The sequence below is a fragment of the Thermopolyspora flexuosa genome, from assembly GCF_006716785.1.
In the GTDB taxonomy this organism is placed as follows: Bacteria; Actinomycetota; Actinomycetes; order Streptosporangiales; family Streptosporangiaceae; genus Thermopolyspora; species Thermopolyspora flexuosa.
Window position 1 is genome coordinate 114,658 of the sequence record NZ_VFPQ01000001.1, and the last position, 21,158, is coordinate 135,815.

Annotated in this window: 18 protein-coding genes; 10 read left to right on the forward strand and 8 right to left on the reverse strand. The window is 72.8% G+C overall.

Annotation, left to right across the window (positions count from 1 at the left end):
• Positions 1-5 precede the first annotated feature (5 nt).
• The gene (locus FHX40_RS00495; RefSeq protein WP_142257763.1) at positions 6-1,448 is read right to left on the reverse strand and encodes an amidohydrolase; all 1,443 of its coding nucleotides are present in this window, start codon (positions 1,446-1,448) and stop codon (positions 6-8) included.
• Positions 1,449-1,556: 108 nt separating this feature from the next.
• Here FHX40_RS00495 and FHX40_RS00500 point away from each other — a divergent pair, with 108 nt between their 5' ends.
• The 3 genes from FHX40_RS00500 (at position 1,557) to FHX40_RS00510 (ending at position 5,083) form a co-directional block, all read left to right on the forward strand.
• Positions 1,557-2,051 carry a hypothetical protein gene (locus FHX40_RS00500; protein ID WP_142257764.1) on the forward strand — a complete coding sequence of 165 codons (495 nt, stop codon included), beginning with the start codon at positions 1,557-1,559 and terminating at the stop codon, positions 2,049-2,051.
• 577 nt (positions 2,052-2,628) lie between these two features.
• A complete protein-coding gene (locus tag FHX40_RS00505; protein WP_142257765.1) occupies positions 2,629-3,921 on the forward strand; it encodes a gallate dioxygenase in 1,293 nt (430 codons plus the stop codon).
• 175 nt (positions 3,922-4,096) lie between these two features.
• Positions 4,097-5,083, forward strand: a complete 987-nt coding sequence (locus tag FHX40_RS00510) for a pirin family protein (protein ID WP_142257766.1) — start codon at positions 4,097-4,099, stop codon at positions 5,081-5,083.
• 10 nt (positions 5,084-5,093) lie between these two features.
• Here FHX40_RS00510 and FHX40_RS00515 read toward each other — a convergent pair whose 3' ends face one another.
• On the reverse strand, positions 5,094-5,591 hold the full coding sequence (locus tag FHX40_RS00515; protein ID WP_142257767.1) for a MarR family winged helix-turn-helix transcriptional regulator: 498 nt from the start codon (positions 5,589-5,591) through the stop codon (positions 5,094-5,096).
• A gap of 150 nt (positions 5,592-5,741) precedes the next feature.
• On the opposite strand from FHX40_RS00515, the gene FHX40_RS00520 reads away from it, so the two are divergent.
• Both FHX40_RS00520 and FHX40_RS00525 read left to right on the forward strand, forming a co-directional pair.
• A complete protein-coding gene (locus FHX40_RS00520; RefSeq protein WP_142257768.1) occupies positions 5,742-7,910 on the forward strand; it encodes an MMPL family transporter in 2,169 nt (722 codons plus the stop codon).
• A 444-nt stretch (positions 7,911-8,354) separates the two neighbouring features.
• Positions 8,355-9,389 (forward strand): glycoside hydrolase family 11 protein, encoded by a 1,035-nt coding sequence (locus tag FHX40_RS00525; protein ID WP_142257769.1) that lies wholly within the window; start codon positions 8,355-8,357, stop codon positions 9,387-9,389.
• Between the two features lie 114 nt (positions 9,390-9,503).
• Here FHX40_RS00525 and blaOXA read toward each other — a convergent pair whose 3' ends face one another.
• Both blaOXA and FHX40_RS00535 read right to left on the reverse strand, forming a co-directional pair.
• Positions 9,504-10,400 (reverse strand): class D beta-lactamase, encoded by an 897-nt coding sequence (gene blaOXA / locus FHX40_RS00530; RefSeq protein WP_142257770.1) that lies wholly within the window; start codon positions 10,398-10,400, stop codon positions 9,504-9,506.
• 133 nt (positions 10,401-10,533) lie between these two features.
• Positions 10,534-10,782: a hypothetical protein gene (locus FHX40_RS00535; RefSeq protein ID WP_142257771.1), complete on the reverse strand. Its 249-nt coding sequence runs from the start codon at positions 10,780-10,782 to the stop codon at positions 10,534-10,536.
• A gap of 327 nt (positions 10,783-11,109) precedes the next feature.
• Between FHX40_RS00535 and FHX40_RS00540 the strand changes: the two genes are divergently transcribed.
• Positions 11,110-11,988: an SMP-30/gluconolactonase/LRE family protein gene (locus FHX40_RS00540; RefSeq protein WP_142257772.1), complete on the forward strand. Its 879-nt coding sequence runs from the start codon at positions 11,110-11,112 to the stop codon at positions 11,986-11,988.
• A 51-nt stretch (positions 11,989-12,039) separates the two neighbouring features.
• Here FHX40_RS00540 and FHX40_RS00545 read toward each other — a convergent pair whose 3' ends face one another.
• Positions 12,040-13,002 (reverse strand): DUF3995 domain-containing protein, encoded by a 963-nt coding sequence (locus FHX40_RS00545; RefSeq protein ID WP_142257773.1) that lies wholly within the window; start codon positions 13,000-13,002, stop codon positions 12,040-12,042.
• Between the two features lie 224 nt (positions 13,003-13,226).
• On the opposite strand from FHX40_RS00545, the gene FHX40_RS00550 reads away from it, so the two are divergent.
• From FHX40_RS00550 to FHX40_RS00560, 3 genes are all read left to right on the forward strand, one after another.
• Complete coding sequence (locus FHX40_RS00550) at positions 13,227-14,531, forward strand: aspartate aminotransferase family protein (protein WP_142257774.1); 1,305 nt, start codon at positions 13,227-13,229, stop codon at positions 14,529-14,531.
• Between the two features lie 231 nt (positions 14,532-14,762).
• Positions 14,763-16,082: a flavin-dependent oxidoreductase gene (locus FHX40_RS00555; RefSeq protein ID WP_229788797.1), complete on the forward strand. Its 1,320-nt coding sequence runs from the start codon at positions 14,763-14,765 to the stop codon at positions 16,080-16,082.
• A 2-nt stretch (positions 16,083-16,084) separates the two neighbouring features.
• A complete protein-coding gene (locus tag FHX40_RS00560; protein WP_142257775.1) occupies positions 16,085-17,107 on the forward strand; it encodes a hypothetical protein in 1,023 nt (340 codons plus the stop codon).
• A gap of 79 nt (positions 17,108-17,186) precedes the next feature.
• On the opposite strand, the gene FHX40_RS00565 is transcribed toward FHX40_RS00560, so the two are convergent.
• Positions 17,187-18,026 (reverse strand): CPBP family intramembrane glutamic endopeptidase, encoded by an 840-nt coding sequence (locus FHX40_RS00565; RefSeq protein ID WP_229788800.1) that lies wholly within the window; start codon positions 18,024-18,026, stop codon positions 17,187-17,189.
• Positions 18,027-18,078: 52 nt separating this feature from the next.
• Here FHX40_RS00565 and FHX40_RS00570 point away from each other — a divergent pair, with 52 nt between their 5' ends.
• Positions 18,079-18,681, forward strand: a complete 603-nt coding sequence (locus FHX40_RS00570) for a TetR/AcrR family transcriptional regulator (protein WP_142257776.1) — start codon at positions 18,079-18,081, stop codon at positions 18,679-18,681.
• Here FHX40_RS00570 and FHX40_RS00575 read toward each other — a convergent pair.
• On the reverse strand, positions 18,635-20,263 hold the full coding sequence (locus FHX40_RS00575) for an ABC-2 transporter permease (protein ID WP_229788802.1): 1,629 nt from the start codon (positions 20,261-20,263) through the stop codon (positions 18,635-18,637). The genes FHX40_RS00570 and FHX40_RS00575 overlap by 47 nt on opposite strands.
• Positions 20,260-21,156, reverse strand: coding sequence for an ABC transporter ATP-binding protein (locus FHX40_RS00580; RefSeq protein ID WP_142257777.1), 897 nt, complete (start codon positions 21,154-21,156; stop codon positions 20,260-20,262). The genes FHX40_RS00575 and FHX40_RS00580 overlap by 4 nt, the downstream gene beginning before the upstream one ends.
• Positions 21,157-21,158: the final 2 nt, after the last annotated feature.

Sequence of the window (21,158 nt, forward strand, 5' to 3'; positions counted from 1 at the left end):
GCGGCTCAGATCGCGCGGTACGTCCACCTGCCGCCGAGCAGGGTGCCGAGCACCTCGATGTGGCGCAGCCGCGCCGGGTCGAGCGCGGCCGGGTCGTCGGCCACGATCACCAGGTCGGCCACGTCGCCCGCGCGCACCCCGTCGCGGCCCCGGGCGGACGAGCGCAGCGCGTCCCGGACCGAGATCGCCTGCTCCGGGTGCCACGGCTCGCGGTCGTCGTCGGTGCGGGCGGTCGCGGACTGGATGCCGTCCCACGGGTCGAGCGGCGCGACCGGCGCGTCCGAGCCGAACTCCAGCGTCGCCCCGGCCCGCACCAGGTCGGCGTACGCGTACGCCCGCCCGGTACGGCCCGGCCACTGCCGCTCGGCCACGTCCCGGTCGTCCGGCGCGTGGGCGGGCTGCACGCTCGTGACCAGCCCGGGCCGGGCGAAACGGGCGGCGTCGCCGGGGCGCAGCAGCTGGGCGTGCTCGATCCGGCCCGGGCAGCCGATCCGCTCGTAGGCGGACAGCGCGATGTCCACCGCGAGGTCGCCGATCGCGTGCACGGCGGGGTGCAGGCCGTGCTCGGCGGCCCGGCGCATGACCGCCTCCAGCTCGTCGGGCGGCGTCTCCAGGCTGCCGTGGCCGCCGCCGGACGGGTAGGGGTCGGCGCAGTAGGCGGTCCGGGTGTTGAGCGAGCCGTCCACGAACATCTTCACCGGGCCGACCTCGAGCAGCCCGGCCCCGTCGGGAACCGGGTCGCCGGTGCGCACCCCGGCGGCGATCGCCTCCTCCAGCCGGTCCCGGGGGATCGAGCAGACCACCCGCACGTCCACCCGGTGCCCGGCCACCCGGCGCCGCCAGTCGGCGATGTTGTCGGCGTACTCGAAGTCGAGCACCCCCACCACGCCGCGCGCCGCCGCGGCCGTCATCGCCTCCGCCACCCACCGGTCGAGCTCGCCCTCGCCCGGCGGCGGCAGCGCGGCCATCGCCGTGTAGCACTCCTGCTCGCGCAGCACCCCGGTCGGGTGGTCGCCGCGGCCGATCTCGGCGAGCGCGGCCGGGCTGAACCAGGCGGTGTGCAGGTCGTTGCTGACCAGGACGATCGGGCGGCCCGGGGCGACCGCCTCCAGCAGTGACTTGTGCGGCACGTCCGGCCAGAGGGCGTCGCGGAAGCCGAACCCGACGGTGAAACCGGTCCCGTCGCGCACCAGCTCGGCCGCCTCCTTCGCCGACCGGGCCCCGCTCACGTCGACGCGGCGGCGGGTCTGCGCCCACTGCGTCGCGTGCACGTGACAGTCCCACAGGCCGGGCAGCAGCGTGGCGCCGCCGAGGTCCACCACCTCGTCGGCGGACGGCGTCGCCGTGCCGACCGGGTCGATCGCCGCGACCCGGCCGTCGGTGATCAGGACGTTCCGGACGGGCCCCCGCAGCCCGATCCGCGCCTCGCGCAGCAGAAGTGAAGCCATGCGGCCGACGGTAGTCGGCCCGGTCCGGCCCGGTCACCACGGGTGCGGGCGCGGCCGCGGCTCCGCCGGGCCGTACGGGACGGGCGTGTCGCGCCTTGGACGCGCGCCGTGCCCGGAAGGTTGTGTGACCTATCTCGCTTTTATGCGCCGAACCCGGTCCGGTTATTCGCCATCAGACACGACGGAATCGCCAATACCCGCAAGCGGGGGAAAACGCATCCGAAAAGGAGGTCGGAAAGTGCGAAGGAACTCGTCGCCGCGGCCGTCGCCGGCGTCATGACCATCGGTTTCGCCGCAGGCTCCGCCAACGCCACCACACAGACCACCCGGACGGCGGCCACGAAGACCACCCATGCGCAGAGCGCGCCCTACAACATCAGGATCGACTCGCCGCTGAAGGAAGGCTACCTGCAGGTCGGAGTTGGGAAGTCCACGTCCTTCAAAGCGCTGCACTTCAGGATCGTCGACCGCGCGGATAACACGCGCGTCACCTGGGCCGAGTTCATCTACCGGGGCACGCGAGCGGCAAGCTCCGCTACGCCCACACCAGGAGCTTCGAAAACGACAGCGGCAAGGGGAAGATCCGCTTCGTCGGCTACATGAAGGTGCGGGTCTGCGAGGGTGACCCGACCGACCGAACCTGCACCAACTGGAAGAAGTTCCAGTGACATCCCGGACCGGGCGGCCGAGGGCCGCGAACGGGCCGCCGGCGCCGCCGTTCCGGACGCCCGGGCGCCCGCCACGCCGCCGGGGACGGCCCGGCGCGATCCGGTCCGGGCCGTCTATGCTGGGACGACGCCACGCGGCCGGGAACCGGCCGGCCGATCGCCCGGTGAGGCCGCGCCGCCCGCGCGAACCGTCCCCGGCCGCCGCGGCGAGTGCGCCCCGCGCGGGCGGCCGGTCCCCGTGCGCCCGCCGTCCACCGCCGGGCCGGTCACCCCGGCGAGGCCGCCGCGCCGCACGCGGCCGGTGCCGCCGGCCGGCGCGGGCATGCCGCACCACGTCGCCGCGGAGGGGTGGCAAGCGACAAGGAGCGTATTCCCGTTGGGACTTTCGCCCCTTTAGATCCTTTTTGTGGTCATGCAGATTCGCAGGTGGTGGTGCCGCCGGTGCGGATGCGTCGTCGGCGGCGTGCGACCTTCGCTAACCCTCACGCATCCATCCCGATCGGAGTGACGGCATGGCCAAGATCGTAGGCGGAATCGCTGCGTCGCACACGCCGACCATCGGTTTCGCCAAGGACGCGCGCAAGCAGCACGAACCGGGCTGGGCGCCGATCTTCGAAGGCTTCGAGAAGATCCGGGAGTGGCTCGCCCGGCAGCGGGTCGACGTCCTGTTCATGACCTACAACGATCACATCACCTCGTTCTTCTTCGATCACTACTCGGCCTTCGCGCTCGGGGTCGACGAGATCTACCACCCCGCGGACGAGGGCGGTAAGCCGCGTGAGGTCCCGCCGGTGAAGGGGCACGCCGAGCTCGCCCGGCACATCGGGTACGCGCTCATGGCCGACGAGTTCGACATGTCGTTCTTCCAGGGCAAGCCGCTCGACCACGGCATCCTGTCGCCGCTGTCGGTGATCGGCGACGAGACCGGCCGGTGGCACGGCAGCATCGTCCCGCTGCAGGTCGGCGTGCTGCAGCTCCCGATCCCGAGCGCCCGGCGGTGCTACAGGCTCGGCAGGTCGCTGCGCAAGGCGATCCAGAGCTTCCCCGACGACGACCTGCGCGTCGCGATCGTGGCCACCGGCGGCATGTCCCACCAGGTGCACGGTGAGCGGGCCGGCTTCCTCAACGAGGAGTGGGACAACGAGTTCATCCGCCTGCTGGAGACCGAGCCGGAGAAGCTCGCCGACATGCGCGTCGCCGAGTACGCGCGGCTCGGCGGCATGGAGGGCGCGGAGGTCATCACCTGGCTGATCATGCGCGGTGCGCTCTCCGACACGGTGACCAAGGTGCACCAGCAGACCTACGCCCCGTCGGTCACCAACATCGCCACCCTGATCTTCGAGGACATCGGCGACGAGCCCGACCCGAAGGAGATCGCCGAGTACCGCGAGCACATCTACGCCCAGCTCAAGGGCGCCGAGGAGCTGCCCGGCACCTACCCGTACACGCTCGAGCGCAGCCGCAAGGGCTTCCGCGTCAACGACTTCCTGCACCGGCTGATCGAGCCCGCGCACCGCGAGCGGTTCGTCAACGACTTCGAGGCGCTCGCCGACGAGTACGGCCTGACCGAGGAGGAGAAGGACCTGATCCGGCGCCGCGACTGGATCGGGCTCATCCGGTACGGCGCGATCTTCTTCGTGCTGGAGAAGATGGCCGCCGTGCTCGGCGTCTCCAACCCGGAGGTGTACGCGGCGTTCCGCGGCGAGACCCTCGAGCAGTTCCTCGCCACCCGCAAGGTCGCGATGACCTACGGCGTCGGCGCGGGCGGCAAGACCGGCGGCGAGCGGCAGGAGTCCGGCTCCTGATTCCCGCCCGGTACGGCCGGCACGCGCGGCGGTCGTGCCGGCCGTACCGGCCGGACGGGCCGGACGGGCCGATCGCGGCGGCGCCCGGCCCGTCGCCTGCCAGGAACATAACCGGCAGCATGGACGTTCTCCACAAAGTGGTTGATAATTCAATCAACCTGGAAAGGGGAACACCATGCCCGCGATCACAGCCGACACCCTCACCCTCCCGCGGATCCCCGCGCCCGACCCCGCCGTCGTCGAGCAGCGCCCGGTACGGCAGGTGACCACCGCCCCGAGCGGCCTCGAGGGCGAGGGCTTCCCGGTACGGCGGGCCTTCGCCGGCGTGTCCTTCGCCGACCTCGACCCGTTCATCCACATGGACCAGATGGGCGAGGTGGAGTACGCCCCGGGCGAGCCGAAGGGCACGCCCTGGCACCCGCACCGCGGCTTCGAGACCGTCACGTACATGATCGACGGGATCTTCGAGCACCAGGACTCGCACGGCGGCGGCGGTGTGATCACCAACGGCGACACCCAGTGGATGACCGCGGGCGCCGGCATCCTCCACATCGAGCGGCCGCCCGAGCACCTCGTCGCCTCCGGCGGGCTGTTCCACGGCATCCAGCTCTGGGTGAACCTGCCGCGGGCGAACAAGTTCAACCCGCCGCGCTACCAGGACATCCGCGGCAAGGAGGCGGTGCTGCTCTCCTCCGACGACGGCGGCACGCTGCTGCGGCTGATCGCGGGCGAGGTCGCCGGGCACACCGGCCCGGGCGCCACGTTCACCCCGATCACCATGATCCACGCCACGGTGAGCCCCGGGGCGCGGCTGAGCATGCCGTGGAACCCCGGCTTCAACGCGCTCGCCTACGTCCTCGCCGGGCGGGGCGCGGCCGGGGTGGACCGGCGGCCCGTCCACAAGGGGCAGCTCGCCGTGTTCGGCCCGGGCGGGGCGATCACGCTGTCCGCCGACCGCACCCAGTCCTCGGCCGAGCCGAACCTCGAGGTGCTGCTGCTCGGCGGCCGCCCGATCCGCGAGCCCGTGGTGCACTACGGCCCGTTCGTGATGAACACCAAGGCCGAGATCATCCAGGCGATCGAGGACTACCAGGCGGGCCGGTTCGGCGTCATCCCCGCCGAGCGCATGCCGCACACCGGCGGCGAGGCCCCGCCCGCCTGATCACGTGGGCTCAGCGCCCGTCGCCCGCGGCGAGCGTGTGGAGCGTCTCGGTGGCGCGCCGCAGCCAGTCCGCGATCACCTCGAGCTCGGCCTCCGAGTAGCGGGCGTGCAGCGCCAGCATCGCGGCGCGGATGTTCTCAGGTAAGGCGGAGGCCGGGGCGGCGTCGGTGAGCTCGGCCGGCCGTACCACGACCTTGCGCCGGTCGGCCGGGTGCGGGGCGCGGGTCACCAGGCCGCGCGCCTCCAGCCGGTCGATGAGCGCGGTGACCGATCCCGTGGCGAGCCGGAGGCACTGCGCGATCTCGCCGGGCGTCATCGGCCCCTCGATGCGCAGCAGCATGTACGCCTGGAAGTCGTTCGGTCCCAGGCCGAAGCCCACCGACAGGGCGTGCAGCAGCCGGACCACCCCGGCCGCGAGCCGCAGCCCGCCGTCCTGGATCTCCGCGTAGCAGTGCTCCCGGGAGCGCACGGGGCGGTCGCCTCGTGATCTCTCCCGCCCGCTGTCCATTCGTCTCCCTAGGTGTCGCCCGCAATTTTAGGGGCAGCACATCCGTCGGCCGGTCGGTCGGTACCCCCTCGCGTACCCGAGGCGGGGACCGTGTAGGTTGGTCCTCTCGAAAATCGAGATATTCGCTTCTCTAACGTCGAAGGGAAACCGATGACCACCGACGACGCCCCGGGCGGGCGAACCGCGACCCTGCCCGCCCCCGCACCGGAGCGGAGCAGGACCCGGCGGCACCGCTGGTGGTACGGCGCGGCCGCGCTCCTCGCCCTCGTCTGGCTGTTCGGCGTCGGGCCGCTCGGCGCGTTCATGGGCAAGCTCACCGAGGTGCAGACGAACGACCAGGCGAGCTTCCTGCCGATCAGCGCCGAGTCGACCGAGGTGACCGAGGCGCGCAAGGCGTTCCAGGGCACCGCGTCGATACCCGCCATCGTCGTCTACTCCGACTCCGCGGCGATGGGCCCGGAGCGGCTCGGCCAGATCGCGCAGGACGCGCAGCGCATCGCGCGGGAGCCGTACGTCGCCGGGCGGATCGCCGGTCCGATTCCCGGCACCGAGGACCGGAGCGTCGCCCAGCTCATCGTCCCCCTGACGAACGAGGGCAACGTCGGCGACCACGTGGAGAGCCTGCGCGAGCTGCTCGGCAACACCGCCGCGCAGGGCGCCACCGTGCAGGTCGCCGGTCCGGCCGCGCTCAGCGCCGACCTCAAGGCCGCGTTCGGCGGGGTGGACGGCACGCTGCTCGCGGTCGCGCTCGGCGCGGTGCTGATCATCCTGATCCTCGTCTACCGGTCGCCGCTGCTGCCGCTCGTCGTCATCCTCGGCGCGATGCTCGCGCTCGTGCTCGCCGCCGCGGTCGTCTACCTGGTGGCCGACGCGGGCTGGATCGAGCTGAACGGCCAGAGCCAGGGCATCCTGTTCATCCTCGTCGTCGGCGCGTGCACCGACTACGCGCTGCTGCTCGTGGCCCGCTACCGGGAGGCGCTGCAGGAGCACGAGCGGCCGATCGACGCGATCCGGGTCGCGGTGCGCGGCACCTACGAGCCGATCCTCGCCTCCGGCGGCACGGTGATCCTCGGCGTGCTCTGCCTGCTCGCCAGCGACCTCGCGTCGAACCGCGGCCTCGGGCCGGTCGCCGCGCTCGGCATCGCCGCCGCGCTCATCGCCGCGTTCACCTTCCTGCCCGCGGTGTTGCTGCTGCTCGGCCGGGCCGCGTTCTGGCCGCTCATGCCGCGGCCGTCCGCCGGCCGGGCCATGGCCGGCACCACCGAGGAGATCGTGCGCGAGCACCGGCTGTGGGGGCGGGTCGCCTCCGCGGTGCGCGCCCGGCCGCGGCTCTGGTGGGTCGGCACCGTGGTGGTGCTCGCCGCCGCCGCGGCGTTCGTGCCGCAGCTCCGCGCCGAGGGCACCTCGCAGTTCGACGTGTTCCGCACCGAGGTCGAGGCGGTCGCGGGCCAGCGCACCCTGGAGCGCGGCTTCGGTACGGCGAGCTCCGCCAACCCGGCGGTCATCATCGCGAGCGCGGACAAGGTGGCCGAGGTGACCGAGGCCGCCAAGGGTGTGACGGGCGTCACCGCGGTCACGCCGTACGCCGAGGGCGAGGGCGCCGAGCCGAAGGTGGTGGACGGCCGGGTGATGCTCAACGCCACGCTCGCCGAGCCGGCCGAGTCGAAGGCCGCGGTCGAGATCGTGCGCGACCTGCGGGCCGCGGTGCACGCGGTGCCCGGCGCGGACGCCAAGGTGGGCGGGATCACCGCGGTGAACCTCGACACCCTCGACACCGCCTCGCGTGACCTGCGGGTGGTGATCCCGCTCGTGCTCGGGGTGGTGCTGCTCGTGCTGATCGTGCTGCTGCGCGCGCTCGTCGCCCCGCTGCTGCTCATCGCCACCACCGTGCTGTCGTTCGCGTCGGCGCTCGGCGTGGGCGCGCTCGTGTTCAACCACGTGCTCGACCTGCCGGGCGCGGATCCCGGGGTGCCGCTGTACGCGTTCGTGTTCCTGGTGGCGCTGGGGATCGACTACAACATCTTCATCATGACCCGGGCCCGGGAGGAGACGATCCGGCACGGGCACCGGGACGGCATGATCCGCGCCCTCACCCTCACCGGCGGCGTGATCACCTCGGCCGGCGTGGTGCTCGCGGCCACGTTCGCGGCGCTCGCCGTACTGCCGCTGCTCTTCCTGCTCCAGCTCGCCTTCCTCGTCGCGTTCGGCGTGCTGCTCGACGCGCTGGTCGTGCGCTCGCTGCTGGTTCCGGCCCTGTCGCTCGACGTGGGGCGGACCATGTGGTGGCCGAGCCGCCTGGCCCGATCCCGGAAGTCCTGACAACGCCGTTTACGGCAGCGAATAATTCGGAAGATCACAGAAAACTTTCGGCCGCTCGACCCGTAGGTCGGCGGCCGAAAGTCGTTTCTCCGTGCCGGCCTGCGCGAACGCTGGGGAGGACGCCGTGAAACTCTCAGTCGAACCCGGGTATTCATGTGAATGATTAGCAACAGTTATGTTACGGAGATATTTCTGAGAGTGTTGACAGGTCGTGAAGTCGGTCCGATACTTTCGAGCTAGCTCCGATAGTTTTCGATACGCCGGCACATCGAGCACGTCGGACGAGTCACGCGCCACGTCGGTTTTCCGCCGCACGCCGCGCAGAGCGGCCGGAGAACCCCCGCGTGTCCGCGGCATCGGTGCCGGTCCGTCGTTCGCCGCCGACCGCGCGCCGGGTCGCGACACGCCAGCCCCCATCGGCCCTTCTTCACGAGGAAGCCGTACATGAACGAACCCCTCACCATCACGCAGGCCAGGCGCCGCAGACGCCTCGGCCTCCGGCGCATCGTCACCAGTGCCTTCGCCCTGGCACTCGCCATCGCCGGTGCGCTGCTGCCCGGCACGGCCCACGCCGACACCACCATCACCCAGAACCAGACCGGGTACGACAACGGCTACTTCTACTCGTTCTGGACCGACGCGCCCGGGACCGTCTCCATGACCCTCCACTCGGGCGGCAGCTACAGCACCTCGTGGCGGAACACCGGGAACTTCGTCGCCGGCAAGGGCTGGTCCACCGGCGGACGGCGGACCGTGACCTACAACGCCTCCTTCAACCCGTCGGGTAACGCCTACCTCACGCTCTACGGCTGGACCAGGAACCCGCTCGTCGAGTACTACATCGTCGAGAGCTGGGGCACCTACCGGCCCACCGGCACCTACAAGGGCACCGTCACCACCGACGGCGGCACGTACGACATCTACGAGACCTGGCGGTACAACGCGCCGTCCATCGAGGGCACCCGGACCTTCCAGCAGTTCTGGAGCGTCCGGCAGCAGAAGCGGACCAGCGGCACCATCACCATCGGCAACCACTTCGACGCCTGGGCCCGCGCCGGCATGAACCTGGGCAGCCACGACTACCAGATCATGGCGACCGAGGGCTACCAGAGCAGCGGTAGCTCCACCGTCTCCATCAGCGAGGGTGGCAACCCCGGCAACCCGGGTAACCCCGGCAACCCCGGCAACCCCGGTAACCCGGGTAACCCCGGCGGTGGCTGCGTCGCGACCCTCTCCGCCGGCCAGCAGTGGAGCGACCGCTACAACCTCAACGTCTCGGTCAGCGGCTCGAACAACTGGACGGTCCGGATGGACGTGCCCTACCCGGCCCGCATCATCGCCACCTGGAACATCCACGCCCAGTGGCCCGAGTCCCAGGTGCTCATCGCCAGACCCAACGGCAACGGCAACAACTGGGGCGTGACGATCCAGCACAACGGCAACTGGACCTGGCCGACGGTCACCTGTACCGCGAACTGAGTTCCCGCCCCCCAAAGGTGGCGCGGCGGCTCCCGGCCGCCGCGCCACCGCGCTTTGCCGTGCCGTCTCCGCTCGCCGGGAGCGCCCGTTTCCGGCGAGCGGAGCGCCTCGACGTCAGGACGCGGGCAGCACGCCGAGGCGGGTCAGCAGCTTCCGGGCGACCGGGATGCGCTTCTCGGCGTCGGCGTCCTTGACGACGTCGATGTTGAGGGCGAACGCGTACACCCTCCCGTCACGCTCCACCCAGCCGACCCACCAGCCGATGCCCGGCTCGGTCGCCGAGCCCCAGCCGGTCTTGGCGTAGAGCGTGTACTTCTTGGTCTGCTCGACCTTCACCAGCTCGCGCACGGTCCGCTGGTGCTTCTTCGCGGCCGGGAGCCGCAGCCGGGCGAGCCGGGACAGGAACCGGGTCTGCTCCACCGCCGAGATCTTCAGCGGCCCGTCGAGCCAGAACCGGTCCACCTTCGTGCCGACCTGGCGGTTGCCGTAGCCGAGGCGGTTGAGCCACTGCCGCTCCCGCTTGATGCCGATCCGGCGGGCGAGCGTCTGGAACACCGGGACGTTCGACACCTTGATCGCATCCCGCAGGTTCATGTCCCGCTCCCACTCGGGGATCGGCTGCGGCTGCCCGCCGTACGGGATCACCTCGTTCTCGTCGGCGACGGCGCCGGTCTCCAGCGCGATGAGGGCGTGCGGGATCTTGAAGGTCGAGGCCGGGATCAGCCGCCGGTTCGCCCGCGCCTGGTCGACCACGACGGTCCGGTTCCGCGCCACGTCGAGCAGCGCGAACGTGCCGGTCACGCCGGCCTCCCGGAAGACCTTCCGCAGATCGTCGCGGACGACCACCCGGCCGCCCTCGGCCGCGTGCCCCACGGCCGCCGCGGTCGCGGCCGTACCCGCCCCGGCGTACGCGACACCGCCCGCGAGCGGCACGGACGCCACGGCCAGTACGGCGGCGCCCAGCATGGCGCGCAGCCGCAGGCCGCGCAGCGGAGGTCGGCGATGACCCATCGATGGTCCCCCTTGCTCTTGATCACAAACGAACCCGTCGATCAGAGCAGGCGGAGGGGCCACTTGTCCACCCAATATGAAGATTCGTCATGTTTGGTGTGGATATGGCGACCCCGTGCGGCCGTTCCGGGCGTCAGGGGCGGCCCTGGTCGGTACGGCACTGCCGCAGCCAGGCGAAGACCACCTTGCCGAAGTTCACCATCATCGTGTGCGGCCGCTGGCCGGACGTCTGGGTGACCTGCAGCCCGACCACCCTGCCGTCCTGCATCCAACCGGCCAGGTCGCCCTCGCTCGGCGGCTCGCCGTGGCACCGCAGCGTGAGATCGTGGGGCTGCCCGGCCACCCGCAGGTGCAGCTCGTACGTCGGATCCAATCCCGCCATCGTCCGCCTCCAGGGCGTGGTCGCCACGACGAAGGGCGCACGCCGGCTCCGAGCCGGAGCCCGCCGCCTTCCCGCCCGACCCGACGCCCGGGGGCCGGTGTCGCCGTCCTCGACGAGGCGGGCTGCCCCGTTACCGAGGAAGTATTCGAAGGTCATCCAACCCGGGACGAACCGGCCCGGGGGAGCGGGCGCCGGAGATTGATGCGACCGGCGAGGGGGCATACGGATCACCGGGCACACGCCGGGCCGGCCCGGCACGCCCGTGCCGCCCGCGTTCCCGTGGTGATCACGCGCCCGGACCGGCTCCTGTCGGAGGGGAGGACACGAATGACGGACACGATCACGGTCGCCGAGGGCTTCCACTTCCTTGAGGCGCCGCGGTGGCGCGACGGGCGGCTGTGGTTCTCCGACTTCTACGGCCACCAGGTGTACTCGATGCGCGAGGACGGGTCGGACCTGCGCACCGAGGCCCACGTGCCCGGACAGCCGTCCGGCCTCGGCTGGCTGCCCGACGGGCGCCTGCTGGTGGTGTCGATGCGGGACCACAAGGTGCTGCGCCGCGAGCACGACGGCACCCTCGCCGTCCACGGCGACCTCGGCGATCTCCCCGGGCACGCCAACGACATGGTGGTGGACGCCCAGGGCCGCGCGTACGTCGGGGACTTCGGCTTCGACCTCATGGCCGGGGAGCCGATACGGCCGACCTCGCTGCACCGGGTGGACCCGGACGGCCGGGTGACCGAGGTCGCCGACGAGCTGTGGTTCCCCAACGGCTGCGCGATCACCCCGGACAACGTGCTGCTCGTCGCCGAGACCTTCGGCAACCGGGTCACCGCGTTCGACATCGCCCCGGACGGCTCGCTGGTGAACCGGCGCGTGTGGGCCGAGTTCGGCCCGCTCCCGTCCGAGCGCACGCTCGACAAGGTGCTCGGCTCGCTGCGCGTCGCGGGCGACGGCGCCTGCCTGGACGCCGAGGGCGGCCTGTGGATCGCCGACGCGCTCGGCAACCGGCTGGTCCGCGCGGTCGAGGGCGGCACGATCACCGACGAGATCAAGCCCGACACCCCGGTGTACGCCTGCGCCCTCGGCGGCGCCGCGGGCACCACCCTGTTCGCCTGCGCCGCGCCCGACTTCTTCGAGGAGCCCCGCAAGGCGGCCCGCGAGGCGCGCATGATCGCGATCGAGGTCACGATCCCCGCGGCCTGACGACCTGACGGGACGAGCGCCGCCGCGCCGTCAGGCCGGGGAGCCACCGGATCAGGCGGCCGTGGGGAACGGCAGGCGGTCCGGGTCCCGGGGCGCGGCGGCCCGCTCGGTGAGCAGGAACGCGCCGTGTACCGCCATGGCCAGGCCGGTCAGCGTCTCGAGGAGCCGCACCAGGGCGATCGCGCCGCCGGGTCCGCCGCCGAGCTCGGCCGCGGCCAGGGCGGTCGCCGTGCCGTACAACCCCCAGGCGAACAGCCCGCCCGCGCCCAGCCACGCGACGAGCAGGGGACGCCAGAACGGTACGGCGCGGCGCGCGTTGGCGATGGCGAGGAGGGCGAGCCCGGCGGCGATGGTGAGCAGGCCGCGGTAGCCCTCCTGCACGGCGTCGGCGAGGGTGCGCGTCGCCGATTGGGCGAGCCCGGCGGTGCCGCCGAAGGCCCAGTAGAGGTGGAGGCAGCCGAGCGGCACGGTCACCGCCAGCACGCCCCTGGCGAAGAGCACGTGCAGCCGCGCGGTCGCGGTGGCGGGGGAGCGGCCGAGCGGGGCGGTGACCACGGCCGGCCAGCGGTCCCGGGCGTACAGGGCGAAGGCGACCATGAGCCCGGCGCCCTGGACCAGGAAGGCGAGGTAGACCACCGCGTACACCCAGGGCTGGATCGGGCCGCCCGAGTCGAACAGGCCGGGCCCCTCCAGCAGCACGGCGATCGGCACGACCGCCACGACGTCGCCGAGCAGGCCGGTGCCGACGAACATCGGCACCAGCACCAGCCAGGCGGGCAGCCGCATGCCCCAGGACATGGTGAACGCGACCGCGAGGATCAGGGCGACGGCGCCCATGCCGAACGTCACGGCGTTGAGTGCGGCGAGGGCCGGGTCGTCGCCGAAGCCGGGGTCGTCGATGCCGACCCGGCTGCCCGTCATCCAGAGGATCTTGATCGTGAGGTACGGCAACATGGCCGCGGCTGCCACGCCCGCGGCGGTGATACGGCCGATACCGGCCTTCGCATGGGCCACACCCCCATGATGATCTCGACACCGCCCGGATCCTCCTCCGCGCAGCCGATCCCGGCCCTCATCCCCGAGGAGGACCGCCTCCCGTGGATTTCGTCCACCCCGCCGACGGCACACGAGGTACGGCGGGCCGGGCCCGACGCCGTCCGGAATTCGCGATCCCGGCGAAACGGCGCATTCCCGATCACGCTACGCTGCCGACGGTACGAGGAAAGGCAGGGCCGACCATGGCAGAGGCTGGCTTCTGGACCGCTGTGGAGCGTCATCTCGTCCGGTACGGCGGTGCCTTCACGCCGCGGATCATCGAGCGGGCCGAGGGCTCGTACGTCTACGACTCCGAGGGCAACGCGATCCTCGACTTCACCTCGGGCCAGATGAGCGCGGTGCTCGGCCACGCCCATCCGGAGATCGTCGCCGCGGTCACCGAGGCGGTGACCACCCTCGACCACCTCTACAGCGGCATGCTGAGCCGCCCGGTGGTGGAGTTCGCCGAGCGGCTCGCCGGCACGCTGCCGCCCTCGCTGTCGAAGGTGTGCCTGCTCACCACCGGCGCCGAGTCGAACGAGTTCGCCATCAAGATGGCGAAGCTGTACACCGGCGGCCACGAGATCATCTCGTTCGACCGGTCCTGGCACGGCATGACCTCGGCCGCGGCGAACGCGACGTACTCGGCGGGCCGCCGCGGGTACGGCCCGGCCGCCCCGGGCAACCTGGCGCTGCCCACGCCGTACGCCTACCGCTCGCCGTTCCGCCGCGCCGACGGCTCGTACGACTGGGAGACCGAGCTCGACTTCGGCTTCCAGCTGATCGACCGGCAGTCGTCCGGCAACCTCGCCGCGGTGATCGTCGAGCCGATCCTCTCCTCGGGCGGCATCATCGAGCCGCCGCCGGGCTACTTCGCCGCGCTCAAGCGCCGGTGCGAGGAGCGCGGCATGCTGCTCATCCTCGACGAGGCGCAGACCGGGCTGGGCCGTACCGGGACGATGTACGCGTTCCAGCGGGACGGCGTGGTGCCGGACATCCTCACCCTCTCCAAGACCCTCGGCGCGGGCCTGCCGGTGGCCGCCGTGGTGACGAGCGAGGAGATCGAGGAGGTCTGCCACTCGCGCGGCTTCCTCTTCTACACCACCCACGTGTCCGATCCGCTCGCCGCCCGGGTCGGGCTCACCGTGCTGAAGGTGGTGGAGCGCGACGGCCTGGTGGAGCGCGCCGCCACCCTTGGCGCACGGCTGCGCGAGCACCTGCTCGAGCTGCAGCGGCGGCACGAGGTGATCGGCGACGTGCGCGGCCGCGGGCTGCTGCAGGGCATCGAGCTCGTCACCGACCGGGAGACGAAGCGGCCCGCCGAGAAGCTCGGCCAGGCGGTCACCGCCGAGTGCCTGCGCCGCGGCCTGCACATGAACATCGTGCAGCTGCCCGGCATGGGCGGCATCTTCCGCATCGCGCCCCCGCTCACCCTCTCCGACGAGGAGCTCGACCGGGGGATGGAGATCCTCGACGCCGCGCTGACCGCGGCGGCCAAGGAGGGCTGACCCCTCCCGGCGGGTCCGCCGCGCGACCACCCCGGCGAAGTGGCCACTTGATGCCACTTCGTGCAACTTTCAACGGCTTTATTGCTGCCGTCCCCGCCAAGAGATAACAAGTTTTCCATCCTGACACGTTCAGGTCAGAAAACTTGTCACCGGCGATAGAGGGGTGTTCATGCTGCGTGACACGCACCTGCCGTACGGCCTGCCCGGGCCGGCGGTGGCGAGGGAGGGCGAATGTCAGCGGCATCCGAGGGCGGTGCGGTCATGCGGGTGCTGATCGCAGGGGCCGGGATCGCGGGCCTCACCACCGCGCTCAGCCTGCACGCGGCCGGCATCCGGTGCACCGTGGTGGACCGTGCCCGGCGGCTCACCACGGCCGGGGTGGGCATCAACCTCCAGCCGCACGCGGTACGCGAGCTCACCGAGCTAGGCCTGGGGGACGACCTCGCCGCGATCGGCGTCTCCATCGCGGAGATGGCCCACTTCGACCGGTTCGGCAACCGCATCTGGGACGAGCCGCGCGGCGTCGCGGCCGGGTACCGCTGGCCGCAGTACGCCGTGCACCGCGGCGAGCTGCACGCGCTGCTGCTGCGCGCGGCGCACGACCGGCTCGGCCCCGGCGCGGTGGTCACCGGCCTCGCCGTCGAGGACTTCGCGGAGGTGCCCGGCGGCGTCCGGGTACGGCTGCGCGACCGGACGACCGGCGAGCCCGTGGAGCGGGAGGCCGACGTGCTCGTCGGGGCCGACGGCCTGCACTCGGCCGTGCGCGCCCGGCTGCATCCGGCCGAGGGGCCGCCGATCGGCAGCGGCATCCTCATGTGGCGCGGCACCGCGCGGCGCGAGCCGTTCCTCACCGGGCACACCATGATCGTGGCCGGGACGAACTCGGCCGCGAAGTTCGTCGCGTACCCGATCTCGCCGACCGTGGCGGGCCGGGCCGTGATCAACTGGGTGGCCGAGGTATGGCTGCCGGGCCACCGGATCGCCGCGGACTGGACCGCGCGCGGCCGCCTCGAGGACGTGCTGCCGCACTTCGGCGACTGGCGGTTCGGCTGGCTCGACGTGGGCGGGCTGATCCGGGCGAGCGAGCAGATCCTCGTGTACCCGATGGTCGACCGGGACCCGCTGCCGTTCTGGAACGCCGGCCGGGTCACGCTCGTCGGCGACGCCGCGCACCCCATGTATCCGATCGGGTCGAACGGCGGCTCCCAGGCCGTGCTCGACGCCCGGGTGCTCGCCTACCACCTCGCGACCGCCCCCGACCCGGCCGCCGCGCTCGCCGCCTACGAGGAGGCCCGGCGGGAGACGGTGAACGCGATCGTGCTCGCCAACCGCTCGCTCGGCCCCGAGCGCATTTTGCGAACTGTGGCCGAGCGTGCCCCGAATGGCTTCACCGACATCCGGGACGTGTTGTCGGAAGACGAGATCGCCGCCATCGGCGCCGCGTACCGTAGCACCACCAGCGTCGACGTGGCGATGCTCAACGAGCGGGAGTCCTGGACCCCGCCCCGCGCCGCCGAGGTCGGCGCGACCCGAACGGCGACCGGAGGATGACCATGTCCCACCCCCCGACCTCCTCGCGCCGGCGCGGCCCGTTACGCGCCGCCGTACTCGCCCTCGTGCTGCTCGCGAGCGTGTTCGTGCCGCTGCACCCCGCGTCGGCGGCCGCCCTGGTCACCGTGTGCGAGGTCAGGCCCGCGGCCCCGTGGCACGAGCGGACCGTGCGCGTGCCCAAGCCCGTCGCCGACCACCTGGTCCGGGACACGCTCTCCTACCTCGGCCCGTGCGCCGCGTACGGCGAGCGCGCCCGGCTCGGCCGCGGCGAGCTGGTGGCCTACGCCCAGGCCGAGGGCCCGGTGCCGACCGCGATCGGCGTGATCTTCCGGCGCGGCACGCTCGACGGCCTGCCGTACCATCCGCCCACGGCCGGGCTGTGGTGCCACGACCGGGACGGCGACGGCACCGTCGACCCGCACGCCGAGTGCGCGGGCGGGTACGAGAACGCGCTGCACCTGTCCCCGGCGTTCAAGCGGAAGGTGGACACGCCGTTCACGTACGTGCTGGTGAACTGGAACCCGCACGGCCACATCCCGGAGGGCGTCTGGGACACGCCGCACTTCGACGTGCACTTCTACCTCAACGCCAACGCCGAGCGGCTCGCGATCCGGCCCGGCCCGTGCCCGGTGCTCACCCACTGCGACGACTACCGGCTCGCCAAGATCCTGCCGCCCGCCCGGTACATCCCGCCGGGGTACGAGGACGTGGACGCGGTCGAGCCCGCGATGGGCAACCACCTGATCGACCCGAGCAGCCCGGAGTTCCACGGCTCGCCGTTCACCCACACCTTCCTCTTCGGCGTCTACAACGGGGCGATCACCTTCTACGAGCCGATGGTGAATCTCACGTACTACGAGGGGCTGCGCGACGGTACGATCGCCGGTCGCTGCTTCCCGATCAAGCAGCCCGCGGCGTGGCAGCGCGGCGGCTGGTACCCGACGAGCTACTGCCTGCGCTACCGCGCCAACCGCGGCGAGCTCGTCACGTCGCTGGAGAACTTCGTCTACCGCAAGGCCACCTGACCACCCTGGTGGGGGGTGACCGGCCGGGCTCGCGCCGTGATGGGGATGGGCGGAGCGAGCCCGGCCGTTTTCGTCGTCGTCATGCCGAGGCCCGGGCCGGCTCGACCCGCGCGGTACGGCGGGGCATGGTGGCGATCGCGACGAGCCCGGCGGCGAGGTAGAGCACCGAGACGAGCACGGTCCGGGTGGGGTTGCCGCCCTCGGTGGCGAACACCGGCACGGTGTTGAACGCGAGGTTGGCCGAGGCGTGCATGAGCATCATCGCGAACACGCTGCCGCCGGTCGCGGCGAACAGCCGGGCGAAGATCATCGTGGCGCCGATGACCTGGAGCGTGAACAGCCAGAACTCCTGGTCGGCCTGCGCGGTCCCGGCCCGGAAGAACATCGGCAGGTGCCACAGCCCCCACAACGCGCCGTGGATCACGCACGCGGTGACCGGACGCCACCGGTCGAGCGCCCGGGACAGGGCGTAGCCGCGCCAGCCGAGGTCCTCGCCGATCGCGGCGATCCAGAACGTGGCGAGGGTCTGCGCGGTGGGCGCGACCAGCCAGGCCGCGGGAGCCGTACCGGACAGCAGGGCGTCGATCGCGACGGCGGTGAGCGGCACGGCGAACGGCACGGCGAGCGCGAGCAGGTACCAGCGCGGGCCGAAGCGCACCTTGACCGCCATGCCGAGGAGGCGACGCAGCTCCCGGCGGCCGCCGCGGACCGCGGCGAGCGCGCACGCGGTGAGCGCGGGGGCGAGGATCGCGGTCAGGCCGAGCAGCCCCTGGGTGTCGAGGTCGATGTCGAGGGTGCCGTTCTGGGCGAGGACCACCGGCACGTAGCAGGCCCAGGTGACCGCCGTGGCCAGCACGTAGAACCAGATCAGCCCGCGGATGTCGGCGCGTCGGGCGTCCCCTCTCAACACCGCTGTCATCACCGCCTCCTTTTTATTTCGGACGTCCGTCTTAGAACGCTACGATAGCGCCATGCCACGAGTGGTCGATCACCGGGCCCGCCGCGCCGAGATCGTCAACGCCGTCATCGAGCTGATCGCGACCGAGGGGGCGGAGGCGCTGACCGTGCGCAAGGCCGCCGCGGCCGCGGGCCTGTCGACGGGCGCCCTCGCGCACTACTTCGCCGACAAGGACGCGCTGCTCGCCGCCGCGTTCGCCGAGGTGGTGGCGCGCAGCGGGTTCCGCATCCGCACCCTGCCCGGCGACGCCGACCCCGCCGACCTGCTCTACCAGGCACTGCTCGCCCCGCTGCCGCTCAACGACGCCCGCCGTACCGAGTCGCGGGTCTGGCTCGCGTTCCTCGACCGGGCGCTGGTCCGCGAGGACGCCACCGAGCTGCTGCGCGAGGTCTACGCCGAGTGGCGCCGCCAGGTGAGCGGGATCATCGTGCGCGGGCAGCGCGAGGGCCGGTTCCGCGCCGACATCGACCCCGAGGCCACCGCCCACACCCTCACCGCGCTCGTCGACGGCCTCACCGTGCACGCGGTCTTCGACCCCGCCCGCCTCGACGCCGACGTGCTGCGCCGCCTCATCGACGCCCAGGTACGCTCCCTGCTCGCCGGCCCCGCTCGATGACCGGCACCACGGCGAGCAGGGCCACCGCGAGCCCGGCGATCGCCCCCGACGGCGGCCCGGCCAGGCCGTCGCCGTCGCGCACGATCCCCATGTAGTCGACGACGGGCACGCCGTTCACCGCCCCGTACCACAGCACCAGGTGGATGATCTGGAAGAGCCGGTGGGTACGGCTCAGCGTCCCCAGCGCCAGCGCGAACGCGGGGATGAACGGCACGGCGGCGCACCAGGCGGCCACCCCGGCCCGGTCGCCCGCGAGCACCATCCGGGCCAGCGGCACCGCCCCGGTCGCGGCGGCGACCGCGGCCCCGGCCGCCCACTCCGCCAGCACGCGGAGCCGCGCCGCCGGGTAGGCCGCGACCAGCGACTCGACCCCGTACTCGTGCCGCTGCGTGCCGAGCCGCGACCAGACGAGCACCGGCCAGATCCAGGCGACGGGGAGGACGAACCCGGCGACGGCGGGAGCGGGCGCGACCGCGGCGGCCAAACCGATCGCCAGCGCGCCGAGCCACCATCGCCGCGACACCCCATGCAGGAGGATGCGGAGCTCACCCGCGAAGAGCCGCCCCGCCGCGACGCCCCGCCGCGCCCCGGCGCCGGCGAGGGCCGGGCGGGGGACCGCCGGCGGCTCCGGGAACGCCGCCGCGGGCTCGGGCGCGGCGGGCGGCTCGGGGACGGGCGCGGCCCGGCGGGCCGGGTCGAACCGGCCGAACCACAGCGCGGGCAGCAGCGCGAGCAGCACCGCCACCGCGACCAGGGCGACCCGCCCGAGCACGAACGCGGCGTCCGGGTCGAACCCGCTCCACTCGAACGTGCGCAGCGGCCGGTCGCGGTAGGTGAGGCCGAGGCTGAACTCCTGACCGGACGGATCGATCCCCCGCGCGACCATCTCCTCGCGCATCGACACGGCCACCGGGTGCACCCCGATGCCGCCGAGCGGCGCGTGCGGTGACTGGCCGCCGAGCGCGATCGCCAGCCACACGACGAACCAGACGATGTTGCCCAGCCCGGCCCGCAGCGGCGGGATCGCCTCGAACAGCAGCGCCGCGGCCGCGGTGAGCGCCACCATCGGCAGCCCGATCAGCAGGAACGGCGTCACCAGCGCGACCGGGTCGACGGCCGTGGACTCGCCCCGGGCGAGCTGGACGACGAGCGCCGTCCCGGCGAGCACCCCGAGCATCGAGCCGAGCACGAGCAGGTTGCCGAGGAACTTCGCGGCGAAGTAGGCGGACGTGCGCAGCGGCGTCGCCGCCAGCACCTCGCCGACCCCCGACGCGGCGTCCCGGGCGATCGCGTTGCGCACGACGTAGAACCCGCCGAGGGTGAGCCAGATCGCGCCCGCGAGCGCGGTCGCCATGCCGACGTACGCGCTGGTGTACAGGCCCCGGTAGTGGCCGAGGTTGAGGACGGCCCAGCGGGAGTCCGCCTCCGGCACGGCGAGGTACCCGAGCCCGACCGCCGCCGCGAGGATCACCAGGTAGGCCGGTCGCCGTACCCGGTCGCGGAAGTCCCCGGCCGCCAGACCGGCGACCGTCCGCACCGCCCGCGCCGGGCCACGCCGCGCCACGGCCCGTTTCGCGGTCACCGCCGTACCACCCCCGTGGCCGCCTGCATCCGCGGGTCGACGAGCGCGAGGTAGGCGTCCTCGAGGTCGGGGATCACCGCGGCCGCCCCCGGGTACGGCCGGGCCGCGGCGAGCAGCCGCACCCGTACGCCGCCGGGCGTGCGGACCAGCCGGGTGACCACGTGCCGCGCCTGCACCTCGGCCACATCGGCGGGGTCGGCCAGCAGCACCTCCCACACCAGCCCGTCCACCTCGCGCAGCAGATCCTCGGGCGAGCCGCGGCGGCGCAGCCTGCCGCCCGCCACCACCGCCATGTCCGACGCCACCGACTCGACGTCGGAGACGATGTGCGTGGACAGCAGCACCACCCGGTCCGCCGCCAGCTCGCTCAGCAGGTTGCGGAACCGCACCCGCTCGGTCGGGTCGAGTCCCGCGGTGGGCTCGTCCACGATGATCACCCGCGGGTCGCCGAGCAGCGCCTGCGCGATGCCGACGCGCCGCAGCATGCCGCCGGAGTACCCGCCGAGCGGGCGTCTCCCCACGTCGGCGAGGTTGACCAGCTCCAGCAGGTGGTCGATGTGGCGGCGCGCGGTACGGGCCGGGATCCCCTTCGCCGCGGCGAGGTAGCCCAGGAACTCCCGGGCGCTGAGGTTCGGGTAGACGCCGAAGTCCTGCGGCAGGTAGCCGAGCACGCGGCGCAGCACGTCCGGCCGGGCCACGACGTCCACCCCGTCGAAGGCGACCGTGCCGGAGGTCGGCCGGGTGACCGTGGCGGCGATCCGCATCAGCGACGACTTGCCCGCGCCGTTCGGCCCGAGCAGCCCGATCAGGCCGGCCTCCAGCCGCAGCGTGACCCCGTCGACGGCGCGCTTGCCGCCCGGATAGACCTTGGTGACGTCGACCAGCTCGAGCATCG

Excerpts from the sequence above, each read along its gene's own strand:
- FHX40_RS00535 (WP_142257771.1), bottom strand. The coding sequence starts at position 10,782 with ATGGCGGGATTGGATCCGACGTACGAGCTGCACCTGCGGGTGGCCGGG.
- FHX40_RS00580 (WP_142257777.1), bottom strand. The coding sequence starts at position 21,156 with ATGCTCGAGCTGGTCGACGTCACCAAGGTCTATCCGGGCGGCAAGCGC.
- FHX40_RS00550 (WP_142257774.1), top strand. The coding sequence starts at position 13,227 with ATGGCAGAGGCTGGCTTCTGGACCGCTGTGGAGCGTCATCTCGTCCGG.
- FHX40_RS00555 (WP_229788797.1), top strand. The coding sequence starts at position 14,763 with ATGTCAGCGGCATCCGAGGGCGGTGCGGTCATGCGGGTGCTGATCGCA.
- FHX40_RS00515 (WP_142257767.1), bottom strand. The coding sequence starts at position 5,591 with ATGGACAGCGGGCGGGAGAGATCACGAGGCGACCGCCCCGTGCGCTCC.
- FHX40_RS00510 (WP_142257766.1), top strand. The coding sequence starts at position 4,097 with ATGCCCGCGATCACAGCCGACACCCTCACCCTCCCGCGGATCCCCGCG.
- FHX40_RS00525 (WP_142257769.1), top strand. The coding sequence starts at position 8,355 with ATGAACGAACCCCTCACCATCACGCAGGCCAGGCGCCGCAGACGCCTC.
- FHX40_RS00540 (WP_142257772.1), top strand. The coding sequence starts at position 11,110 with ATGACGGACACGATCACGGTCGCCGAGGGCTTCCACTTCCTTGAGGCG.
- FHX40_RS00570 (WP_142257776.1), top strand. The coding sequence starts at position 18,079 with ATGCCACGAGTGGTCGATCACCGGGCCCGCCGCGCCGAGATCGTCAAC.
- FHX40_RS00560 (WP_142257775.1), top strand. The coding sequence starts at position 16,085 with ATGTCCCACCCCCCGACCTCCTCGCGCCGGCGCGGCCCGTTACGCGCC.
- FHX40_RS00495 (WP_142257763.1), bottom strand. The coding sequence starts at position 1,448 with ATGGCTTCACTTCTGCTGCGCGAGGCGCGGATCGGGCTGCGGGGGCCC.
- FHX40_RS00505 (WP_142257765.1), top strand. The coding sequence starts at position 2,629 with ATGGCCAAGATCGTAGGCGGAATCGCTGCGTCGCACACGCCGACCATC.
- FHX40_RS00565 (WP_229788800.1), bottom strand. The coding sequence starts at position 18,026 with ATGACAGCGGTGTTGAGAGGGGACGCCCGACGCGCCGACATCCGCGGG.
- FHX40_RS00520 (WP_142257768.1), top strand. The coding sequence starts at position 5,742 with ATGACCACCGACGACGCCCCGGGCGGGCGAACCGCGACCCTGCCCGCC.
- blaOXA (WP_142257770.1), bottom strand. The coding sequence starts at position 10,400 with ATGGGTCATCGCCGACCTCCGCTGCGCGGCCTGCGGCTGCGCGCCATG.